This window comes from Paraburkholderia sp. RL18-101-BIB-B (assembly GCF_046026985.1).
Taxonomy (GTDB): Bacteria; Pseudomonadota; Gammaproteobacteria; order Burkholderiales; family Burkholderiaceae; genus Paraburkholderia.
In genome coordinates, this window is sequence record NZ_JARESV010000008.1 from 121,218 (window position 1) to 138,296 (window position 17,079).

General features: G+C 61.5%; 17 protein-coding genes and 1 tRNA gene. 13 read left to right on the top strand and 5 right to left on the bottom strand.

What is annotated here, in order from left to right:
* Nucleotides 1-669: 669 nt before the first annotated feature.
* The 5 genes from ltrA to P0D73_RS14940 all read left to right on the top strand — a co-directional run bounded on the left by ltrA (nucleotide 670) and on the right by P0D73_RS14940 (nucleotide 5,833).
* Nucleotides 670-2,370 (top strand): group II intron reverse transcriptase/maturase, encoded by a 1,701-nt coding sequence (ltrA, locus tag P0D73_RS14920; RefSeq protein WP_408431793.1) that lies wholly within the window; start codon nucleotides 670-672, stop codon nucleotides 2,368-2,370.
* Between the two features lie 189 nt (nucleotides 2,371-2,559).
* Complete coding sequence (locus P0D73_RS14925; RefSeq protein WP_132376118.1) at nucleotides 2,560-3,075, top strand: PTS sugar transporter subunit IIA; 516 nt, start codon at nucleotides 2,560-2,562, stop codon at nucleotides 3,073-3,075.
* A gap of 127 nt (nucleotides 3,076-3,202) precedes the next feature.
* Nucleotides 3,203-4,171 (top strand): HPr(Ser) kinase/phosphatase, encoded by a 969-nt coding sequence (gene hprK, locus P0D73_RS14930; protein WP_012431656.1) that lies wholly within the window; start codon nucleotides 3,203-3,205, stop codon nucleotides 4,169-4,171.
* A gap of 96 nt (nucleotides 4,172-4,267) precedes the next feature.
* Entirely contained in the window at nucleotides 4,268-5,161 is an 894-nt protein-coding gene (gene rapZ, locus P0D73_RS14935; protein ID WP_132376119.1) for an RNase adapter RapZ, read from the top strand.
* Between the two features lie 39 nt (nucleotides 5,162-5,200).
* Nucleotides 5,201-5,833 (top strand): LON peptidase substrate-binding domain-containing protein, encoded by a 633-nt coding sequence (locus P0D73_RS14940; RefSeq protein ID WP_408431794.1) that lies wholly within the window; start codon nucleotides 5,201-5,203, stop codon nucleotides 5,831-5,833.
* A 26-nt stretch (nucleotides 5,834-5,859) separates the two neighbouring features.
* Here P0D73_RS14940 and mutY read toward each other — a convergent pair whose 3' ends face one another.
* Both mutY and mutM read right to left on the bottom strand, forming a co-directional pair.
* Nucleotides 5,860-6,987 carry an A/G-specific adenine glycosylase gene (gene mutY / locus P0D73_RS14945; protein ID WP_408431796.1) on the bottom strand — a complete coding sequence of 376 codons (1,128 nt, stop codon included), beginning with the start codon at nucleotides 6,985-6,987 and terminating at the stop codon, nucleotides 5,860-5,862.
* Between the two features lie 7 nt (nucleotides 6,988-6,994).
* Nucleotides 6,995-7,825 (bottom strand): bifunctional DNA-formamidopyrimidine glycosylase/DNA-(apurinic or apyrimidinic site) lyase, encoded by an 831-nt coding sequence (gene mutM / locus P0D73_RS14950; protein WP_012431652.1) that lies wholly within the window; start codon nucleotides 7,823-7,825, stop codon nucleotides 6,995-6,997.
* Nucleotides 7,826-7,912: 87 nt separating this feature from the next.
* Between mutM and P0D73_RS14955 the strand changes: the two genes are divergently transcribed.
* The 8 genes from P0D73_RS14955 (at nucleotide 7,913) to hisC (ending at nucleotide 15,206) form a co-directional block, all read left to right on the top strand.
* Complete coding sequence (locus P0D73_RS14955) at nucleotides 7,913-9,754, top strand: tetratricopeptide repeat protein (protein ID WP_408431798.1); 1,842 nt, start codon at nucleotides 7,913-7,915, stop codon at nucleotides 9,752-9,754.
* Nucleotides 9,754-10,386, top strand: coding sequence for a lipoprotein insertase outer membrane protein LolB (gene lolB / locus P0D73_RS14960; protein WP_132376123.1), 633 nt, complete (start codon nucleotides 9,754-9,756; stop codon nucleotides 10,384-10,386). Before P0D73_RS14955 ends, lolB begins: the two co-directional genes overlap by 1 nt.
* Before the next feature lie 81 nt (nucleotides 10,387-10,467).
* Nucleotides 10,468-11,349 (top strand): 4-(cytidine 5'-diphospho)-2-C-methyl-D-erythritol kinase, encoded by an 882-nt coding sequence (ispE, locus tag P0D73_RS14965; RefSeq protein ID WP_408431863.1) that lies wholly within the window; start codon nucleotides 10,468-10,470, stop codon nucleotides 11,347-11,349.
* A gap of 52 nt (nucleotides 11,350-11,401) precedes the next feature.
* Nucleotides 11,402-11,478, top strand: a tRNA-Gln gene (locus tag P0D73_RS14970).
* 45 nt (nucleotides 11,479-11,523) lie between these two features.
* Nucleotides 11,524-12,480, top strand: a complete 957-nt coding sequence (locus P0D73_RS14975; protein ID WP_025597839.1) for a ribose-phosphate pyrophosphokinase — start codon at nucleotides 11,524-11,526, stop codon at nucleotides 12,478-12,480.
* Between the two features lie 163 nt (nucleotides 12,481-12,643).
* Nucleotides 12,644-13,267, top strand: coding sequence for a 50S ribosomal protein L25/general stress protein Ctc (locus tag P0D73_RS14980; RefSeq protein ID WP_132376125.1), 624 nt, complete (start codon nucleotides 12,644-12,646; stop codon nucleotides 13,265-13,267).
* A 150-nt stretch (nucleotides 13,268-13,417) separates the two neighbouring features.
* On the top strand, nucleotides 13,418-14,020 hold the full coding sequence (gene pth, locus P0D73_RS14985) for an aminoacyl-tRNA hydrolase (protein WP_132376126.1): 603 nt from the start codon (nucleotides 13,418-13,420) through the stop codon (nucleotides 14,018-14,020).
* 106 nt (nucleotides 14,021-14,126) lie between these two features.
* Complete coding sequence (gene hisC / locus P0D73_RS14990) at nucleotides 14,127-15,206, top strand: histidinol-phosphate transaminase (protein ID WP_408284176.1); 1,080 nt, start codon at nucleotides 14,127-14,129, stop codon at nucleotides 15,204-15,206.
* Between the two features lie 69 nt (nucleotides 15,207-15,275).
* On the opposite strand, the gene P0D73_RS14995 is transcribed toward hisC, so the two are convergent.
* The 3 genes from P0D73_RS14995 to rsmD all read right to left on the bottom strand — a co-directional run bounded on the left by P0D73_RS14995 (nucleotide 15,276) and on the right by rsmD (nucleotide 16,839).
* Nucleotides 15,276-15,533, bottom strand: a complete 258-nt coding sequence (locus P0D73_RS14995) for a YfhL family 4Fe-4S dicluster ferredoxin (RefSeq protein WP_012431644.1) — start codon at nucleotides 15,531-15,533, stop codon at nucleotides 15,276-15,278.
* Between the two features lie 63 nt (nucleotides 15,534-15,596).
* On the bottom strand, nucleotides 15,597-16,112 hold the full coding sequence (coaD, locus tag P0D73_RS15000; protein ID WP_012431643.1) for a pantetheine-phosphate adenylyltransferase: 516 nt from the start codon (nucleotides 16,110-16,112) through the stop codon (nucleotides 15,597-15,599).
* A gap of 112 nt (nucleotides 16,113-16,224) precedes the next feature.
* The gene (rsmD, locus tag P0D73_RS15005) at nucleotides 16,225-16,839 is read right to left on the bottom strand and encodes a 16S rRNA (guanine(966)-N(2))-methyltransferase RsmD (protein ID WP_132376128.1); all 615 of its coding nucleotides are present in this window, start codon (nucleotides 16,837-16,839) and stop codon (nucleotides 16,225-16,227) included.
* Nucleotides 16,840-17,079: the final 240 nt, after the last annotated feature.

A 17,079-nucleotide genomic window follows, 5' to 3' on the forward strand; every position in this document is an offset into this window, starting at 1 on the left:
CCTGCTGTGCGACCAGCAGTAGCCTAGGAAGACATGCGTCACTGGCAACGGTGGGGTGTGAAGCTCTTCTGACAATGTAGCCCCCGGATTTTTTCGGGCAACTCGGTACCGCGAGGTAGCGATTTGGAGACTCCTAGCAGCGATGGGGTCGAGGAGCTAGGCTGGCTGATACGGTTAATGTAAGTGAACTGCTGATAAACCTCGTAAACATTGTGGTGCCCAAGCTGCTGTTGGCATCAACCAAAAGGTATGTGGTTAGTTATTCCGCTTAACTGTCGGGTTACGTCGCTGCTATACCACCGGGGAAGAGGCAGAACCTACGTCAGTCGTGTGACATGCCGGGAACGTGGTAAGCCTGTATGGTTGCCAGCGCAGTAAGGCTGGCAGGCGAACCGCAAGGGACGCTGTTGATTGTGCAGGTATGGGAGGACGGAAAAAGCGAAAGTCGAGCTGTAATGGTTCGGATAGGGGTTGGAACATCATCCCACTCGAAAGCGGGCAGACTTCCGTCTGGTCTACCGTCGCAAGACGGCTGACTACCCTCGGTAACTTGGTCAGATGCAGGCGCATGCGCCTGCATTGAATTTTGTTGTTCCCCAGCGGGGTGTATCTACCCCGCTGGGGAAGATGCGCCTTCTGTCTGGGGACTTTTCCAGGTAGGAGAGCAGCATGAAAGTATCTGGTCGAAAGACCGGATCTGCGCTTTCCCACGCGCCGGACAATTGGCACGCCATCGATTGGCGTCGAGTTGAGCGGAACGTGAGAGGGATGCAGATTCGAATTGCGAAGGCGACGCGGGAAGGTAACTGGCGCAGGGTGAAAGCCTTGCAACGGATGCTGACCCGCACGTTGTCCGCAAAGCTGTATGCGGTGCGACGTGTTACGCAGAACCAGGGTGCGCGAACGGCTGGAGTCGATCGCGAGCTATGGGATTCGCCTGAAAGCCGATGGCTTGCTGTCGGTAGGTTGAAGCGGCACGGATATAGGCCTCTGCCTTTACGAAGAGTCTTTATCCCCAAGGCCAATGGGAAGGAGCGCCCTCTGGGCATTCCGACCATGCAGGACAGGGCGATGCAAGCCCTGCATCTGCTGGCCTTGGAGCCGGTGTCGGAATCGACGAGCGACCCGAACTCGTATGGGTTCAGGTTAAATCGCTCGACGGCCGATGCCATGGCCCAGATACGCGTTTGCACGGCCCGGAAGACCTCGTCTCGATGGGTACTGGAAGCGGATATCAAGGGCTGTTTCGACCACATCAACCATGACTGGCTGGAGAACCATGTCCCGATGGACAAGGCCATCCTCCGGAAGTGGTTGAAAGCTGGCCTCGTTTATAAGGGGCAGCTACAGGCGACTGAGGCTGGTACGCCGCAGGGAGGCATCATCTCCCCGACGTTGGCAAATGTAACGCTGAATGGGCTGGAACAAGATCTAGCATTGCACCTCGGTGCCAAACTGGGTCTCGTGAAAGCTGAGAAGTCAAAAGTCAATGTGGTGCGATACGCGGATGACTTCGTAATCACCGGGATCTCGAAAGAGCTTCTAGAGAACGAAGTCAGGCCAAGGGTGGAAGCATTCCTTGCAGCTCGAGGTCTGCAACTGTCCGAGGAGAAAACGCGGGTCACCCATATTGATGACGGCTTCGACTTCCTTGGGTGGAATTTCCGGAAGTACTCGGGGAGGCTACTCATTAAGCCGAGCAAGAAGAACGCGCAAACGTTCTATCGCAAGGTGGCGGATGTGATCAGCGGCAACAAAACGGTGACGCAGGAGACTTTGATTCGCCTGCTCAACCCAATGTTGCGTGGATGGGCTCAGTATCACCATCCAGTTTCAGCCAAGCAAGCGTACAGCCGTATGGAGCACCTGATCTTTCAGAGGCTCTGGCGGTGGTCTCAGCGGCGACACCCGCAGAAGAGCGTCAACTGGGTGAGAAGGAAGTACTTTCACTCGGTGGGCGATCGGAACTGGGTATTTGCCGCTCCCGTGGTTCGGAACGATGGCAGCAAAGGTTTGGTTGAGCTGTACCAACTGAGCGGTACCGCAATTAAATACCACACTAAGATCAAAGGCGAATTCAACCCCTTTGATCCCACGTGGGAAGCATACGGCGAGCAGTTGCGGCAGCAGCGCATGTGGGAATCAATGCGCTACCGCAAGCAATGGGTGAGCTTGTACATGTCGCAACGGGGAGTTTGTGCCCACTGCGGCTGTGCACTGACGGATGAAACGGGCTGGCACGACCATCATCTAGAATACAAGATGCATGGTGGGACTGACGCTTTGTCTAATAGGGTGTTGCTTCATCCGCACTGCCATCAGCAAGTGCATACTGGTAATATTGCCGTAGCTAAGCCGGTTCTGCCATAGGTAGGACTTTGAATTGTAGGCTCGAGCTGTATGCGGGGAAACTCGCACGTACAGTTCCTAGGGGGCCCCTCTTCCACAAGGAAGGGGGGCTACCCTACCCATCGGGGTCAGGTAAGCTCAAGCGGAAATCGGTCGACCGGAGTCCTGCGCTTTCGGACTCCAACGCACGTCGCCGCGAGCATCAAACGAATGGAACGCCACTCAAACGCCCCAGCGAGGAGAACCCAGGCCACGTTTCCGCCTGTCAACATGAATCGTTTAGCCAAATTTCTTCCCCTCGAGAACGTCGTCGTCGGACTATCGGTCACCAGCAAGAAACGCGTGTTCGAGCAAGCGGGCCTGATCTTCGAGAACCAGAACGGCATCGCCCGTAGCACGGTCACTGACAATCTGTTCGCGCGCGAGCGCCTCGGATCGACTGGCCTTGGTGAAGGCGTGGCGATTCCGCATGGCCGGATCAAAGGCTTGAAGCAACCGCTCGCCGCGTTCGTCCGTCTTGCCGAACCCATCCCCTTCGAATCGCCCGACGGTCAGCCGGTCTCGCTGCTCATCTTCCTGCTCGTGCCCGAACAGGCCACTCAACAGCACCTCGAGATCCTTTCGGAAATCGCCCAGTTGCTGTCCGATCGCGAAGCCCGCGAGCGCCTGCATACGGAAGAAGACCGCGAATCATTGCATCGCCTGCTCACTCAGTGGCAACCTTGATGCATCGGCGGTTATCCGCACGCCGGTGATCCGCCCACGTGCGGATACAGTCTGGCAAGGTAAGCGGCCCGCGCTAGCGCGGCCGTTGCTTTGTCCGGCAAGCGGCCCACACTGGAGTCACTGACTCATGGATACGTCCAGCATCAACGCCCAAAGCATTTTCGACGACAACGCCGCCATGCTGAAGCTCAGCTGGCTGACGGGGCATGAAGGCTGGGAGCGCGGCTTTTCTTCGGAATCGGTCGCCAATGCCACGTCGAGCGCCGACCTCGTCGGCCACTTGAACCTGATCCACCCCAACCGGATCCAGGTGCTCGGCGACGCCGAAATCGACTACTACAAGCGCCAAACCGACGAAGACCGCTCGCGCCACATGGCCGAGCTAATCGCGTTGGAACCGCCGTTTCTGGTGGTGGCGGGCGGCGTCGCCGCGCCGCCGGAACTGGTCCTGCGCTGCACGCGCTCGTCCACACCGCTATTCACCACGCCGATGTCCGCCGCCGCGGTGATCGACAGCCTGCGCCTTTACATGTCGCGCATTCTGGCGCCGCGCGCCACGCTGCACGGCGTGTTTCTCGACATCCTCGGCATGGGTGTGCTGCTCACCGGCGACTCGGGCCTCGGCAAGAGTGAACTTGGGCTAGAACTGATCAGCCGCGGCCACGGTCTCGTCGCCGACGACGCGGTGGATTTCGTGCGCCTCGGTCCTGACTTCGTCGAAGGGCGTTGTCCGCCGCTGCTGCAAAATCTGCTGGAAGTGCGCGGCCTGGGCCTGCTCGATATCAAGACGATTTTCGGTGAAACCGCGGTGCGCCGGAAAATGAAGCTCAAGCTGATCGTGCAACTGGTCCGCCGTCCCGATGGCGAATTTCAGCGGCTGCCGCTGGAAAGCCAGACCGTCGACGTGCTCGGCCTGCCGATCAGCAAGGTCACGATTCAGGTGGCTGCCGGCCGAAATCTCGCGGTGCTGGTTGAAGCCGCCGTGCGCAACACGATCCTGCAACTGCGCGGCATCGACACGCTGCGCGACTTCATGGATCGCCAGCGCCTGGCGATGCAAGACCCCGACAGCCAGTTTCCCGGCAAACTGATCTGAGCCGCAAGACAATGCGGTGCCCGCAGCCGACGACAGGCCGCGGGTACACGCACGGAGACCAGATGCTATGATGAAATGTACGGTTTTGACGACTCCATGCGCATAATCCTGATCACCGGTATATCCGGCTCCGGCAAATCAGTTGCCCTGAACGCGCTTGAAGACGCAGGCTATTACTGCGTCGACAATCTGCCGCCGCGTTTCCTGCCGCAACTGGCCTCCTATCTCGCCGAAGACGGGCAAGACCGTCTCGCGGTCGCTATCGACGCGCGCTCGAGCGCCTCGCTCGACGAAATGCCCGCCATGATCCGCGACCTGTCGCGCGCCCACGACGTGCGTGTGCTGTTCCTGAACGCGAGCACGCAGTCGCTGATTCAACGCTTCTCCGAAACGCGCCGCCGCCATCCGCTCTCCGGTTCCACTTCGCACGACGCCGACGTCGGCCTGCTCACCTCGCTCGCCGAAGCGATCGAACGCGAACGTGAACTCGTGGCGGGTCTGGCCGAATTCGGCCATCAGATCGACACGAGCAATCTGCGCGCGAACGTGCTGCGTGCATGGGTCAAGCGTTTCATCGAGCAGAAAGATTCGGGACTCGTGCTGATGTTCGAGTCGTTCGGTTTCAAGCGCGGTGTGCCGCTCGACGCGGATTTCGTGTTCGACGTCCGCACCTTGCCGAACCCGTACTACGATCATGAATTGCGGCCGCTCACGGGCCTCGACAAACCGGTGATCGATTTTCTCGATGCACTGCCGGTCGTGCATGAAATGATCGACGACATCGAGAACTTTCTCGCCAAGTGGCTCCCGCATTTCCGCGACGACAACCGCAGTTATCTGACCGTCGCGATCGGTTGCACGGGAGGCCAGCACCGTTCAGTGTTCATTGCGGAGACGCTCGCCGCGCGTCTCGCATCGTCGGCGAATGTCATTGTGCGGCACCGCGATGCGCCGGTCGAAGCCGGCGAATCATCGAAGTTAGTGGCTTAACCGGCCGCATCGCGCGGCCTCAACTCGAAGCGTTGCGCCATGTCTTCTTCTACTGTGGTTGCCGATGTGCCGCTGTTTCCGCTGCATACGGTGCTGTTTCCCGATGGACTGCTGCCGCTGAAGATTTTCGAAGCGCGCTACCTCGACATGGCGCGCGACTGTCTGCGCGAAAAAACGCCGTTCGGCGTGTGCCTGCTGAAAAGCGGTGCGGAAGTGGCGCGCGAAGAAGAGCCTTCGGTGCCCGAAGCAATCGGCTGTCTCGCTGAAATCGACGAGTGCGATGTCGAAGCCTTCGGCATGCTGCTGATTCGCGCACGCGGCACGCGGCGTTTTCGTCTGCTGTCGCATCGCGTCGAGTCGAGTGGTTTGCTGGTCGGCATGGCGGAGCCGCTCGGCGAGGATATGCCGCTCGAAGGCAACGAGCAGTTGGCCAAGTTCGGCGCATGCGCGGAGGTGCTCGAACGGATCATCGCGACGATCCGCGAGCGCGATCCGGAAAGCCTGCCGTTCGCGGAACCGTTCAGGCTCGAAGATCCGTCATGGGTATCGAACCGTCTTGCCGAAGTGCTGCCGATTGCGCTGCGTGCTCGCCAGAAACTGATGGAGTTGCTGGACGCCGGCGCGCGGATCGACGTGGTTCATCACTACATGCAGCAGCATCAACTGCTGTGACGGCGGCCGCGTGGCCGCCGGATTGATCAGATCAGCGAGCCCTGCAAACTGTCTAGCAGCTTGCGCACCGGCGCGGGCACACCGAACGAATCGAGATCGCTGAGCGCGACCCACGCAGTGTCGGCGTCGCCCAGCGCAGCCAAGGCGCCCACGCCTCGATCCAGCTCCGCGAGCCGCGGCTCGATGTCCAGTTTGAAATGCGTGAACACATGCGTGAGCGGCGCAAGCGGCGAGACCGCACCGTCGCCACCGAAAGCGCGCGCGCGGTCGGCGAGCGCGGCTTCATCGGCGGCTTCGGGCAGGCTCCACAAGCCGCCCCAAATACCGGACGGCGGGCGCTTCTCCAGCATCACCGCGTTGCCGTCGCGCAGCACCAGCATCCACGTACGGCGCGTCGGCACGGTCTTCTTCGGACGCGCCGTGGGTAGCAACCGCTGGCGTCCCGTCACGTTGGCGACGCAGTCGGCGGCGAACGGGCAGCGCAGGCAGTCGGGCTTGCCGCGCACGCACAGCGTCGCGCCGAGATCCATCAAGCCTTGCGTGTACGCGCTGACTTCGGCGTCCGATGCGTTCGACGGAAGCAGCGACTCCGCCAGCGTCCACATCGCGTTTTCGACTTTCTTTTCGCCCGGGAAACCTTCCACGCCGAACACGCGCGCCAGCACGCGCTTCACGTTGCCGTCGAGAATCGTCGCGCGCGCGCCGAACGCGAAAGACGCGATCGCCGCCGCCGTCGAACGGCCGATGCCCGGCAACTCCGCCAGATCCTCGACCGATGCCGGAAACTCGCCGCCATGCTGCTCGACCACGACTTGCGCGCAGCGATGCAGATTGCGGGCACGCGTGTAGTAGCCAAGGCCGGCCCACAACGCCATCACGTCGTCAGACGGCGCGGCGGCGAGCGCGGCGACAGTCGGAAAACGCGCGAGAAATTTCGCGTAATACGGAATCACCGTCGACACCTGCGTCTGCTGCAGCATGATTTCCGACAACCAGATGCGGTACGGATCGCGCGTGTTCTGCCACGGCAAATCATGCCGGCCATGCTGACGCTGCCACGCGATCAGACGCGTGGAAAAATCAGACATGACCGGAAAAGCAGGCGCTCGAGGCGCGGCGGACGGGGTTGAACGGGGAGTTAAGCGAGAAGGCATTGGGGATTTAGCGCTGACAGGTGGGACAGAAATACGTTGAACGCTGCCCCTGCACGATCTGTTTGATCGGCGTTCCACACACACGGCATGGCAGGCCGGCGCGATCATAGACGAAATAGTCGAGCTGGAAGTAACCGCTTTCGCCATTGCTGCCGACGAAATCGCGCAACGTGCTGCCGCCCTTCTCGATGGCGGCGGCGAGCGTCACGCGCACGGCGTCCGCAAGCAACTCGTAGCGCACGAGCGAGACGCGCCCCGCCGCGGTGGTCGGCCGGATGCCGGCGCGAAACAGGCTCTCCGACGCGTAGATATTGCCCACGCCGACCACGATTTCACCGGCCAGCAGCGCCTGCTTCACCGAGACTTTGCGCCCGCGCGTGAGCCGGTGCATCAGCGCGCCGGAGAACGCGGGCGAAAACGGTTCGACGCCGAGGCTCGCGAGCAAGGGGTGCTCGAGCACGTCGCCGGCTTCGCGCGGGTGCCACAGCACCGCGCCGAAGCGCCGCGGGTCGCGATAGCGCAAAATGAACTCGTCGAAAATCCAGTCGATGTGATCGTGTTTCGCCGCGGCCGGCGGATGCGGCACATGGCGCAGCACCCGTAGCGTCCCAGTCATGCCAAGATGCACGATGAACCAGCCCGCGTCGATCTCGAACAATAGATACTTGCCGCGCCGCTCGACCTTGCGCACGACGTGGCCGCGCAAGGTTTTCGCAAGGTCGGCCGGAATCGGCCAGCGCAATGCGGGCGTGCGCACATCGACGCGTTCAACCTTGCGCCCGGACACATACGGTTCGATTCCCCGTCGGGTAACCTCAACTTCTGGCAACTCTGGCATGTCTAACTGGTCTGCAACTTGCGTGAGTGGTTGTGCGCGTATTGTAGCGAGCGCGTTACAATCGTCCGAAACATTGAACGGATTTCCATGAACTTGTCCTTCGTGAAGCTGTTTTTGAAGCGCCCGGCTAGCGCATTCCGCGTACCGCACGCCGTGTCCGCTCGCCGGATGCTCGGTGCGGCGGCGCTCGCCGTCTGGGCGCTGGCTGCCGTGCCCGCCCACGCGCAGGACCCATCGCCGGACTCGGATGACACTTCGGTCACCCTGCCGGATCCGCTCGGCCCGGCCTCGGCGGAAGACCAGAAGTCCCTGCCCGGCGTGCCGCTGACGAGCCAGATCGTATTCCAGGTGCTCGCAGCCGAAGTCGCGCTGCAGCGCGACCAGCCGGCGCCCGCCTATCAGACCTACCTCGCCCTCGCGCGCGACACGCATGATCCCCGCATGGCGCAGCGCGCCACCGAGATCGCGCTGGCCGCGCAGAGCCCGTCGGACGCTTTGGCCGCCGCGCAATTGTGGCAGCAGTATGCGCCCAACTCGGAACGCGCCGCGCAACTCGACGCGTCGCTGCTCGTGCTGTCCGGCAAACCTGATGACGCTTCGCCGATCCTCGCCCGCGAACTCGCACGGGTGCCCGCCGACAATCGCGGCAGCGCGATTCTGGCACTGCAACTGCTGCTGTCGCGCGGCCCGAACCGGATCGGCGGCCTGCACGTGCTGCAGGATCTGCTCAAGAACGACATGAACCGGCCCGAAGCGCAACTGGCGATCGCACGCCAGCAGCTCGTGTCGGACGACGCGCCGGGCGCGCGCAAGTCGCTCGAACAGGCGCTCACGCTCAAGCCCGACTATTTGCCGGCGGCGCTGATGCTGTCGCAAATGGGCCCGGAAGAGCGCAAGGAAGGTATCGCCTCGCTCGAAAAGTACGTGCAGCAGAATCCGAAATCGCATGACGCGCGTCTCGCGCTCGCGCAGATGTATCTCGCGAGCGACCGTCTGGACGACGCGCAGAAGCAGTTCGAGATGATGCACAAGAACAACGCGAACGAACTGACGCCGCTCATGGCGCTCGCGTTGATCAAGATCCAGCAGAAGAATTTCAACGACGCGCAAACGTACTTGACTCAGTACGCCCAGCAAGCGGAAAAAACGCCGGGCGCCGATCCGGGCCAGGCGTATATCTACCTTGCGCAGTTGTCGCTCGAACAGAAGAACGAAGCGGCCGCGAGCGATTGGCTGAACAAGATCTCGCCGTCGAGCCAGCAATATGTGCCCGCGCAGATCACGCGTGCGCAATTGCTCGCCAAGCAGGGCAAGACCGATGACGCGCGCAAGCTGCTGGCTAACCTGCCCGCGTCGGACCCGCGCGACCAGGCGCTGATCGCCCGCACCGACGCGGCGATCCTGTTCGACGCGAAGCGCTACCCGGAGGCGGAAACACGTCTGCAGCAAGCCACGGCGCAATTCCCCGACGACCCCGATCTGACCTACGACTACGCGATGTCCGCTGAAAAAACCGGCCATTACGACGTCATGGAAGCGCAGTTGCGCAAGCTGATCCAGACGCAGCCCGACAATCCGCAAGCGTACAACGCGCTAGGCTACTCGCTGGCTGATCGCAATCAGCGCCTCGCCGAAGCGGACAAGCTGGTCGAGAAGGCATCCTCGTTGGCGCCGAACGACGCGTTCATCATGGACAGCGTCGGCTGGGTCAAATACCGGATGGGCGACACGTCGGACGCGATCAAGCTGCTGCGCAAAGCGTACGACATGCAGCCGAACGCCGAAATCGGCGCGCACCTCGGCGAAGTGCTGTGGAAAACCGGCAATCAGGATCAGGCACGCGCCGCTTTCCGCGATGCGCGCAAGCTCGAACCGGACAACGACACGCTTGTCAAAACGCTCCAACGTCTTCAGGTGAACGATCTTTGATGCGTCTTTCCCGTCTGATTTTCTTTCCCCGGGCGCCGCGTGGCGCGGCGCTCGGGTTCGCAGCGGCAGCGGTCGTCGTATTGGCCGGTTGTGCGTCAGTCAAACCGCAGGGTCCGTCCACGTCGAATGCCGCGACTTCCGTCACCGCGCAAACGAGCCGTGCTTACCAAGGCCGCTTCGCGGTCCAGTACAACGATCAGAACGGCCAGCAGCGCAACGCTTACGGCAACTTCACGTGGCAGGAAACCGGCGACACCGTGACCCTGCAGTTGCGCAATCCGCTCGGCCAGACGCTGGCGGTGGTGACTTCGTCGCCGGCTTCGGCCACGCTGGAATTGCCGAATCGCCAGCCGCTCACCGCGGATAACGTCTCCACGCTGATGCAGAATGCGCTCGGCTTCGCGCTGCCGGTCGAAGGGCTGCGCTATTGGCTGCAACCGTCGCCGGCGCCCACCTCGCGCGCCAAGACCGAGAAGGATCCGGAGCAACCGTCGCGGCTGAAGCAAATCACGCAGGACGGCTGGACGATCGACTATCTGGCTTATGCCGACGCGCCGGCCACCGGCGTGAAGCGCATCAACCTGACCCGCTCGGATCCACCGCTCGACATCAAGCTCGTGCTGGACCAGTAACCCGCGCCGCTTCACGCACTTTTTCGCGCGCGACCTTGCCGCTTCTTTGGCGCCATGTGGCGCATGTAGCCTCGACTCATGATTGTTGAAACGACCGATTCGCTGCGCGATTGCCTCGCGCCAGCGAAACTCAACCTCTTCCTGCACATTACCGGCCGTCGGCCGGATGGCTATCACACGCTGCAAACGGTCTTCCAGTTGCTCGACTGGGGCGACACGCTGCACTTCACGCGACGCAACGACGGGCTCATCACGCGCAGCACCGAGATCGCCGACGTGCCGCCGGAACATGACCTGACCGTGCGCGCCGCGACGCTGCTCAAAACGCATACGGGCTCGCCTGAAGGCGTCGATATCGAAATCGACAAGCGTCTGCCGATGGGCGCGGGCCTCGGCGGCGGCAGCTCCGATGCAGCGACGACACTGCTCGCACTGAACCGTCTGTGGAAGCTCAACTTGCCGCGCCTCGAATTGCAGGCGCTGGCATTGAAACTCGGCGCGGATGTGCCATTTTTTGTGTTTGGGAAAAATGCGTTCGCGCAGGGTGTCGGAGAAGCACTAGACGTTGTACAATTGCCGCCGCGCCATTTCCTAGTAGTGACGCCGAGGGTTCATGTTCCGACTGCAGCGATTTTTTCTGAAAAAGCGTTGACAAGAGATTCAAAACCCCTCACAATTACGGACTTTCCTGCAGAACTTAGCTGCAACACTGAATGGCCAGAAAGTTTCGGCCGGAATGACATGCAGCAGGTTGTCGTAGGGAAATACGCGGAAGTAGCGCAAGTGTTGCGATGGTTTGAAAACATCGCGCCAGCGCGGATGTCTGGATCAGGTGCAAGTGTTTTTGCAGCGTTCCGTAGTAGAGCTGATGCAGAAGCGGTGCAAGCCAAACTGCCAGCCGAATGGAACAGCGCAGTGGCCGCAAGTCTCGATCAGCATCCACTCTTTACTTTCGCGTCATAAGTTTTGCATCGTCGAACGAAACTCCACGTTCGGCGAAGCTCAGAGTTAGTGTAGGGGAGTCGCCAAGCTGGTTAAGGCACCGGATTTTGATTCCGGCATGCAAAGGTTCGAATCCTTTCTCCCCTGCCAAAATTTCTCGCATTTCCCTCGCCCCCAGCCTGAAGTAGGTGCACGATGAGCAGCCATGACGGCCTGATGGTTTTTACTGGCAACGCAAATCCCGCGCTTGCACAGGAAGTCGTCAAAATCCTCGGTATTCCCCTCGGCAAAGCAATGGTTAGCCGTTTCTCGGACGGTGAAATCCAGGTCGAGATTCAGGAAAACGTGCGTGGCAAGGATGTCTTCGTCCTGCAGTCCACGTGCGCACCGGCGAACGACAATCTGATGGAACTGATGATCATGGTCGATGCGCTCAAGCGCGCATCCGCCGGCCGGATCACCGCAGCCATCCCCTACTTCGGTTATGCCCGTCAAGATCGTCGCCCGCGTTCCGCGCGCGTCGCCATCTCGGCGAAGATCGTGGCGAACATGCTGGAAATCGCCGGCGTCGAGCGGATCATTACGATGGATCTGCACGCCGACCAGATTCAAGGCTTCTTCGACATTCCGGTCGACAACATCTACGCGACGCCCGTGCTGCTCGGCGATCTGCGCAAGCAGAACTACGAGAACCTGCTGGTCGTTTCGCCGGACGTCGGCGGCGTGGTGCGCGCGCGGGCATTGGCCAAGCAACTGAATTGCGATCTCGCGATCATCGACAAACGCCGCCCGAAGGCGAACGTTGCCGAAGTGATGAACATCATCGGTGAAGTCGAAGGCCGTACCTGCGTGATCATGGACGACATGGTCGACACCGCCGGCACGCTCTGCAAGGCAGCACAAGTTTTGAAGGAACGCGGCGCGAAGCAGGTGTTCGCTTACGCTACGCACCCGGTTCTGTCAGGTGGCGCAGGCGAGCGTATCGCCGCTTCCGCACTCGACGAACTCGTTGTGACGGACACGATCCCGCTCGGCGACGAAGCCCGCTCGTGCGCGAAGATCCGTTCGTTGACCAGCGCCGGCCTGCTTGCCGAAACGTTCTCGCGGATTCGCCGCGGCGATTCGGTGATGTCGCTGTTCGCTGAAAGTTAAGTATTTGCGAAGGCGCAGCGCGCCGCACCATGCGGTACGCTGCGCTTTTGCACAATCGGCATGAACGAACGAAGGTTCGTGCCGCAGCTCTGGGGCCTCAGCCATCTGGCTTGGAGGCCCCGTTTTTACTGCCTGGTCGCGGGCAGTGCATTGGAGATTCAAAATGAAAGTAGTCGCTTTCGAGCGTTCTTTGCAAGGTACGGGTGCGAGCCGCCGCCTGCGTAACTCGGGCAAGACCCCGGGCATCGTATATGGCGCTGGTGCTGAAACGCAATTGGTCGAACTGGACCACAACGCGCTGTGGCACGCGCTGAAGAAAGAAGTTTTCCACTCGTCGATCCTCGATCTGGAAGTGGCAGGCAAGTCGCAACAGGTTCTGCTGCGCGACGTGCAATACCACCCGTTCCGTCAGCTCGTGCTGCACGTGGACTTCCAACGTGTCGACGCGAAGAAGAAGCTGCACACCAAGGTGCCGCTGCACTTCATGAACCAGGAATCGAACCCGGCAGTGAAGCTGTCGAGCGCGGTGATCTCGCACGTTATCAACGAAATCGAAATCGAGTGCCTGCCGTCGGCACTGCCGGAATTCCTCGAAGTTGATCTGGCGACGATCGAAGCGGGTCACTCGGTTCACGCCAAGGACATCAAGCTGCCGGCAGGTGTGTCGCTGGTTGCTCACGTCGAAGCAGAAAACCCGGTGGTCGCAGCTGCAACGATCCCCGCTGGCGCAATCGCTGAAGGCGAAGCCGCCGCCGCTGAAGGCGAAGGCGAAACGCCGGCTGCTTAAGGGCGCCTCACGCGAAGAGCAAGAAATCCTCTCGATCCGTTTCAATGAAACGGTCGACGTGACCCGCCGAGGTTCGCCCCGGCGGGTTTTTTTTCGGTTTTTTTCGGCTCGGCTACGTTCGGCTGCTGAGCCAGATGGACGTACGCAATCATGATCAAGCTGATCGTCGGCCTCGGCAATCCGGGCGCCGAATACACCGCGACGCGCCACAACGCCGGCTTCTGGCTGGTCGATCAACTGGCGCGCGAAGCAGGCGCGACGCTGCGCGACGAGCGGCGTTTCCACGGTTTCTATGCCAAGGCGCGGCTTCACGGCGAAGAAGTGCATCTGCTGGAACCGCAGACGTATATGAACCGTTCGGGCCAATCGGTCGTGGCGGTCGCGCAGTTCTTCAAGATTCTCCCCGACGAAATCCTGGTCGCGCACGACGAACTCGACATGCCGCCCGGCAGCGTCAAGCTGAAGCTCGGTGGCGGCAGCGGCGGCCACAACGGGCTCAAGGACATCACCGCGCATTTGTCGTCGCAACAGTATTGGCGGCTGCGGATCGGCATTGGTCATCCGCGAGACCTGATTCCCGAGAGCGCGCGCGCCGGCGCCAAGCCCGACGTCGCCAATTACGTGCTGAAGCCGCCGCGGCGCGAAGAGCAAGACGTGATCGATGCGTCGATCGAGCGCGGGCTCGCCGTCATGCCGCAAATCATCAAGGGCGAGTTGGAACGCGCGATGATGCAACTGCATCGCAATCCGTAGAATGCCCGCTGGAATCGGTATTCGCTGTACCGTCTTCGCGCAACTATGTTGCATGGGACCGGACTAAGCGCTAAAGCGCTAACTCCGGTCGACACAGGAGAATCGCTTGAGCCGCTATTGGAGTGACATCGTTCACCGTCTGACGCCATATGTGCCGGGCGAACAGCCCGCGGTCGCGCATCCGGTGAAGCTGAATACCAACGAGAATCCGTATCCGCCGTCGCCGCGCGTACTCGAGGCGATCCGGCAGGAACTGGGCGACGCCGCCGAATCGCTGCGTCGCTATCCTGATCCGACCGCGCAAAAGCTCCGCGAAACGGTTGCCGCGTACCACGGCATCCGCGCTGAACAGGTGTTCGCGGGCAACGGCTCGGACGAAGTGCTCGCGCTCACGTTCCAGGCATTGCTCAAGCACGACAAACCGTTGCTGTTCCCGGACATCACCTACAGCTTCTACCCGACGTATGCGCGACTTTTCGAAGTCGACTACCGGACCATCCCGCTCGATGACAGCTTTGCGATCAACGTCGACGATTACGTGTCGCCGAATGGCGGCATCCTGTTTCCGAACCCGAACGCGCCGACCGGACGTCCGCTGCCGCTCGCCGATATCGAGCGCCTGGTGGCGAGCAATCCCGATTCCGTGGTGGTGATCGACGAGGCCTACGTGGATTTCGGCGCCGAATCGGCTATCGGTCTGATCGACCGCTATCCGAATCTGCTGGTCGTTCAGACTGTGTCGAAATCCCGTTCTCTGGCGGGAATGCGCATCGGCTTTGCGTTCGGCAACCCGGAATTGATCGGCGCGCTGAACCGCGTGAAGGACAGTTTCAACTCCTATCCGCTGGACCGCCTGGCGCAAGTCGCGGCCACGGCGGCATACGAAGACGACGCGTGGTTTCGCGACACCCGCGCCAAGGTCATTGCAAGCCGCGAGCGACTGGCCGCGGGGTTGACGGCGCTGGGCTTCGAGGTGGTGCCGTCGGCGGCAAATCTGCTGTTCGCTCGTCACGAAGGCTACGACGCCGCAACGCTCGTGCTGCGACTGAGGGAAAAGGAGATTTTCGTGCGCCATTTCAAGGCGCCGCGCATCGACCAGCATCTGCGCATCTCGGTCGGCACCGACGCCGAATGCGACATTCTGCTGGACGCATTGCGCGAGATCTTCAGCGCATACGTCGGATAGCACGGCGCAAAGCGTTGCCGCCAAAAAACGGCGAGGCCAAAAGCCTCGCCGTTTTTTAGACTCCGTACTTCACGCGCCCTTCGCAGCCTGCAGCGCGTGGTACTTCGCCATCAAGCCATCGGGCGTCTCCAGATGGTCCGGGTCGCGTGGAATGCACTCGACCGGACACACCTGAATACACTGCGGCTCGTCGAAATGCCCGACACACTCGGTACATTTCTTCGGGTCGATCACGTAGATTTCCGGGCCCATCGAAATTGCGTCGTTCGGGCACTCGGGCTCGCACACGTCGCAATTGATGCACTCGTCGGTAATCATCAAGGCCATACTTCTCTCACTTCACGCCGGCCGCAGCCAGCTTTGATCCGTCAAACCGACAGTTTACGCCGGTTACGGCTGTCCCGCCGACGCGCCGCTAGCCGGATCCATCGCGGCGACCTTTTCGGTCAGCCATTTTTCGACCGACGGGAACACGAACTTGCTGACATCGCCGCCGAGTTGCGCGATTTCACGCACGATCGTGCCGGAGATGAACTGGTATTGATCGGACGGCGTCATGAACATGGTTTCGACGTCGGGCAGCAAATAGCGATTCATGCCGGCCATCTGGAACTCATATTCGAAGTCCGATACGGCGCGCAGCCCGCGCACGATCACCCGCGCGTTATTGGTGCGCACGAAATCCTTCAGCAGCCCCTTGAAGCTCATCACCTGAACGTTCGGATAGTGCCCAAGCACTTCGTGAGCGATGTCGAGGCGCTCTTCGAGGGTGAAAAACGGCTTCTTGTTGCGGCTGTCGGCAACGCCGACCACCAGCGTGTCGAAAATGCTCGACGCGCGCCGAACGAGGTCTTCGTGACCGCGCGTCAGCGGGTCGAACGTGCCCGGGTACACGGCGACTACCATGAGACTTCTCCTCTCTTCAGACAAAGGGGCACGTCAAAGCGTCCACGCGACGCATTTGGCACCGACCGCGCCCGTGACGGCAAACCGCCCGGCGCTTGTTTTGGAACGCGCATTATTCCTTATTTTCGCGCTGCAGCAAATGAAAGTGGACAGCGCCCGCTTTACCTTGCCGCACGATTTCCCACCCGGCGAGCGTCTCGTTCTCATCGAGTTCGAGCGCCTCGCCCGCTTCAACATACAGAAATCCGTCCGCGCTCACGAGCGGCACCGCCAGCGCGAGCGCTTTGCCGAGCAGATCGTCGCCGAACGGCGGGTCGAGAAATACGACGTCGAACGAACCGGGCGCGAGACTCGCGGCGAGGCGCAAACCGTCAGCTTCAGCGATTTCGATCGTGCGCGCCGACAGGCGTTCCTGATTCGCGCGCAACTGGCTGGCGGCCCGCGCATTGCGCTCCACCATCAAGACTCGTGCCGCGCCGCGCGACGCCGCCTCGAAGCCCAGCGCGCCGCTGCCGGCGAACAGATCGAGGCAGCGCTGGCCGTCCAGATTCTGGCCGAGCCAGTTGAACAGCGTCTCGCGCACGCGATCGGGCGTGGGGCGCAGGCCGTCGAGGTCGAGCACGGGCAAAGGCGTGCGCTTCCAGTCGCCGCCGATGATACGGATGGCGTGCGGCTTGCCGCCTTTGGACGAAGCGCCGTGGGCGCGTGAAGGTGCTGAACGGGGCATGCAGTTTCGATTACGTGATGAAGGCGCCCGCAATGTCGACACGTGCGGGCCGGAGCGCCAACGTTACCACAGCGACGCCCCGCGTCCAGCCTGGCCTTTCGGCCGATACGACGGGCGGCGGCGCGCCTGATAAAATGTGCGGCTTCCAGCGCCTTGCATCCCGCATCGCAACGCTGCCTGCCGCTCCCGCCGGTCTTATGCCGGCTGCGCGCATCGGCGCGCGCTCTCACCACGCCAGAT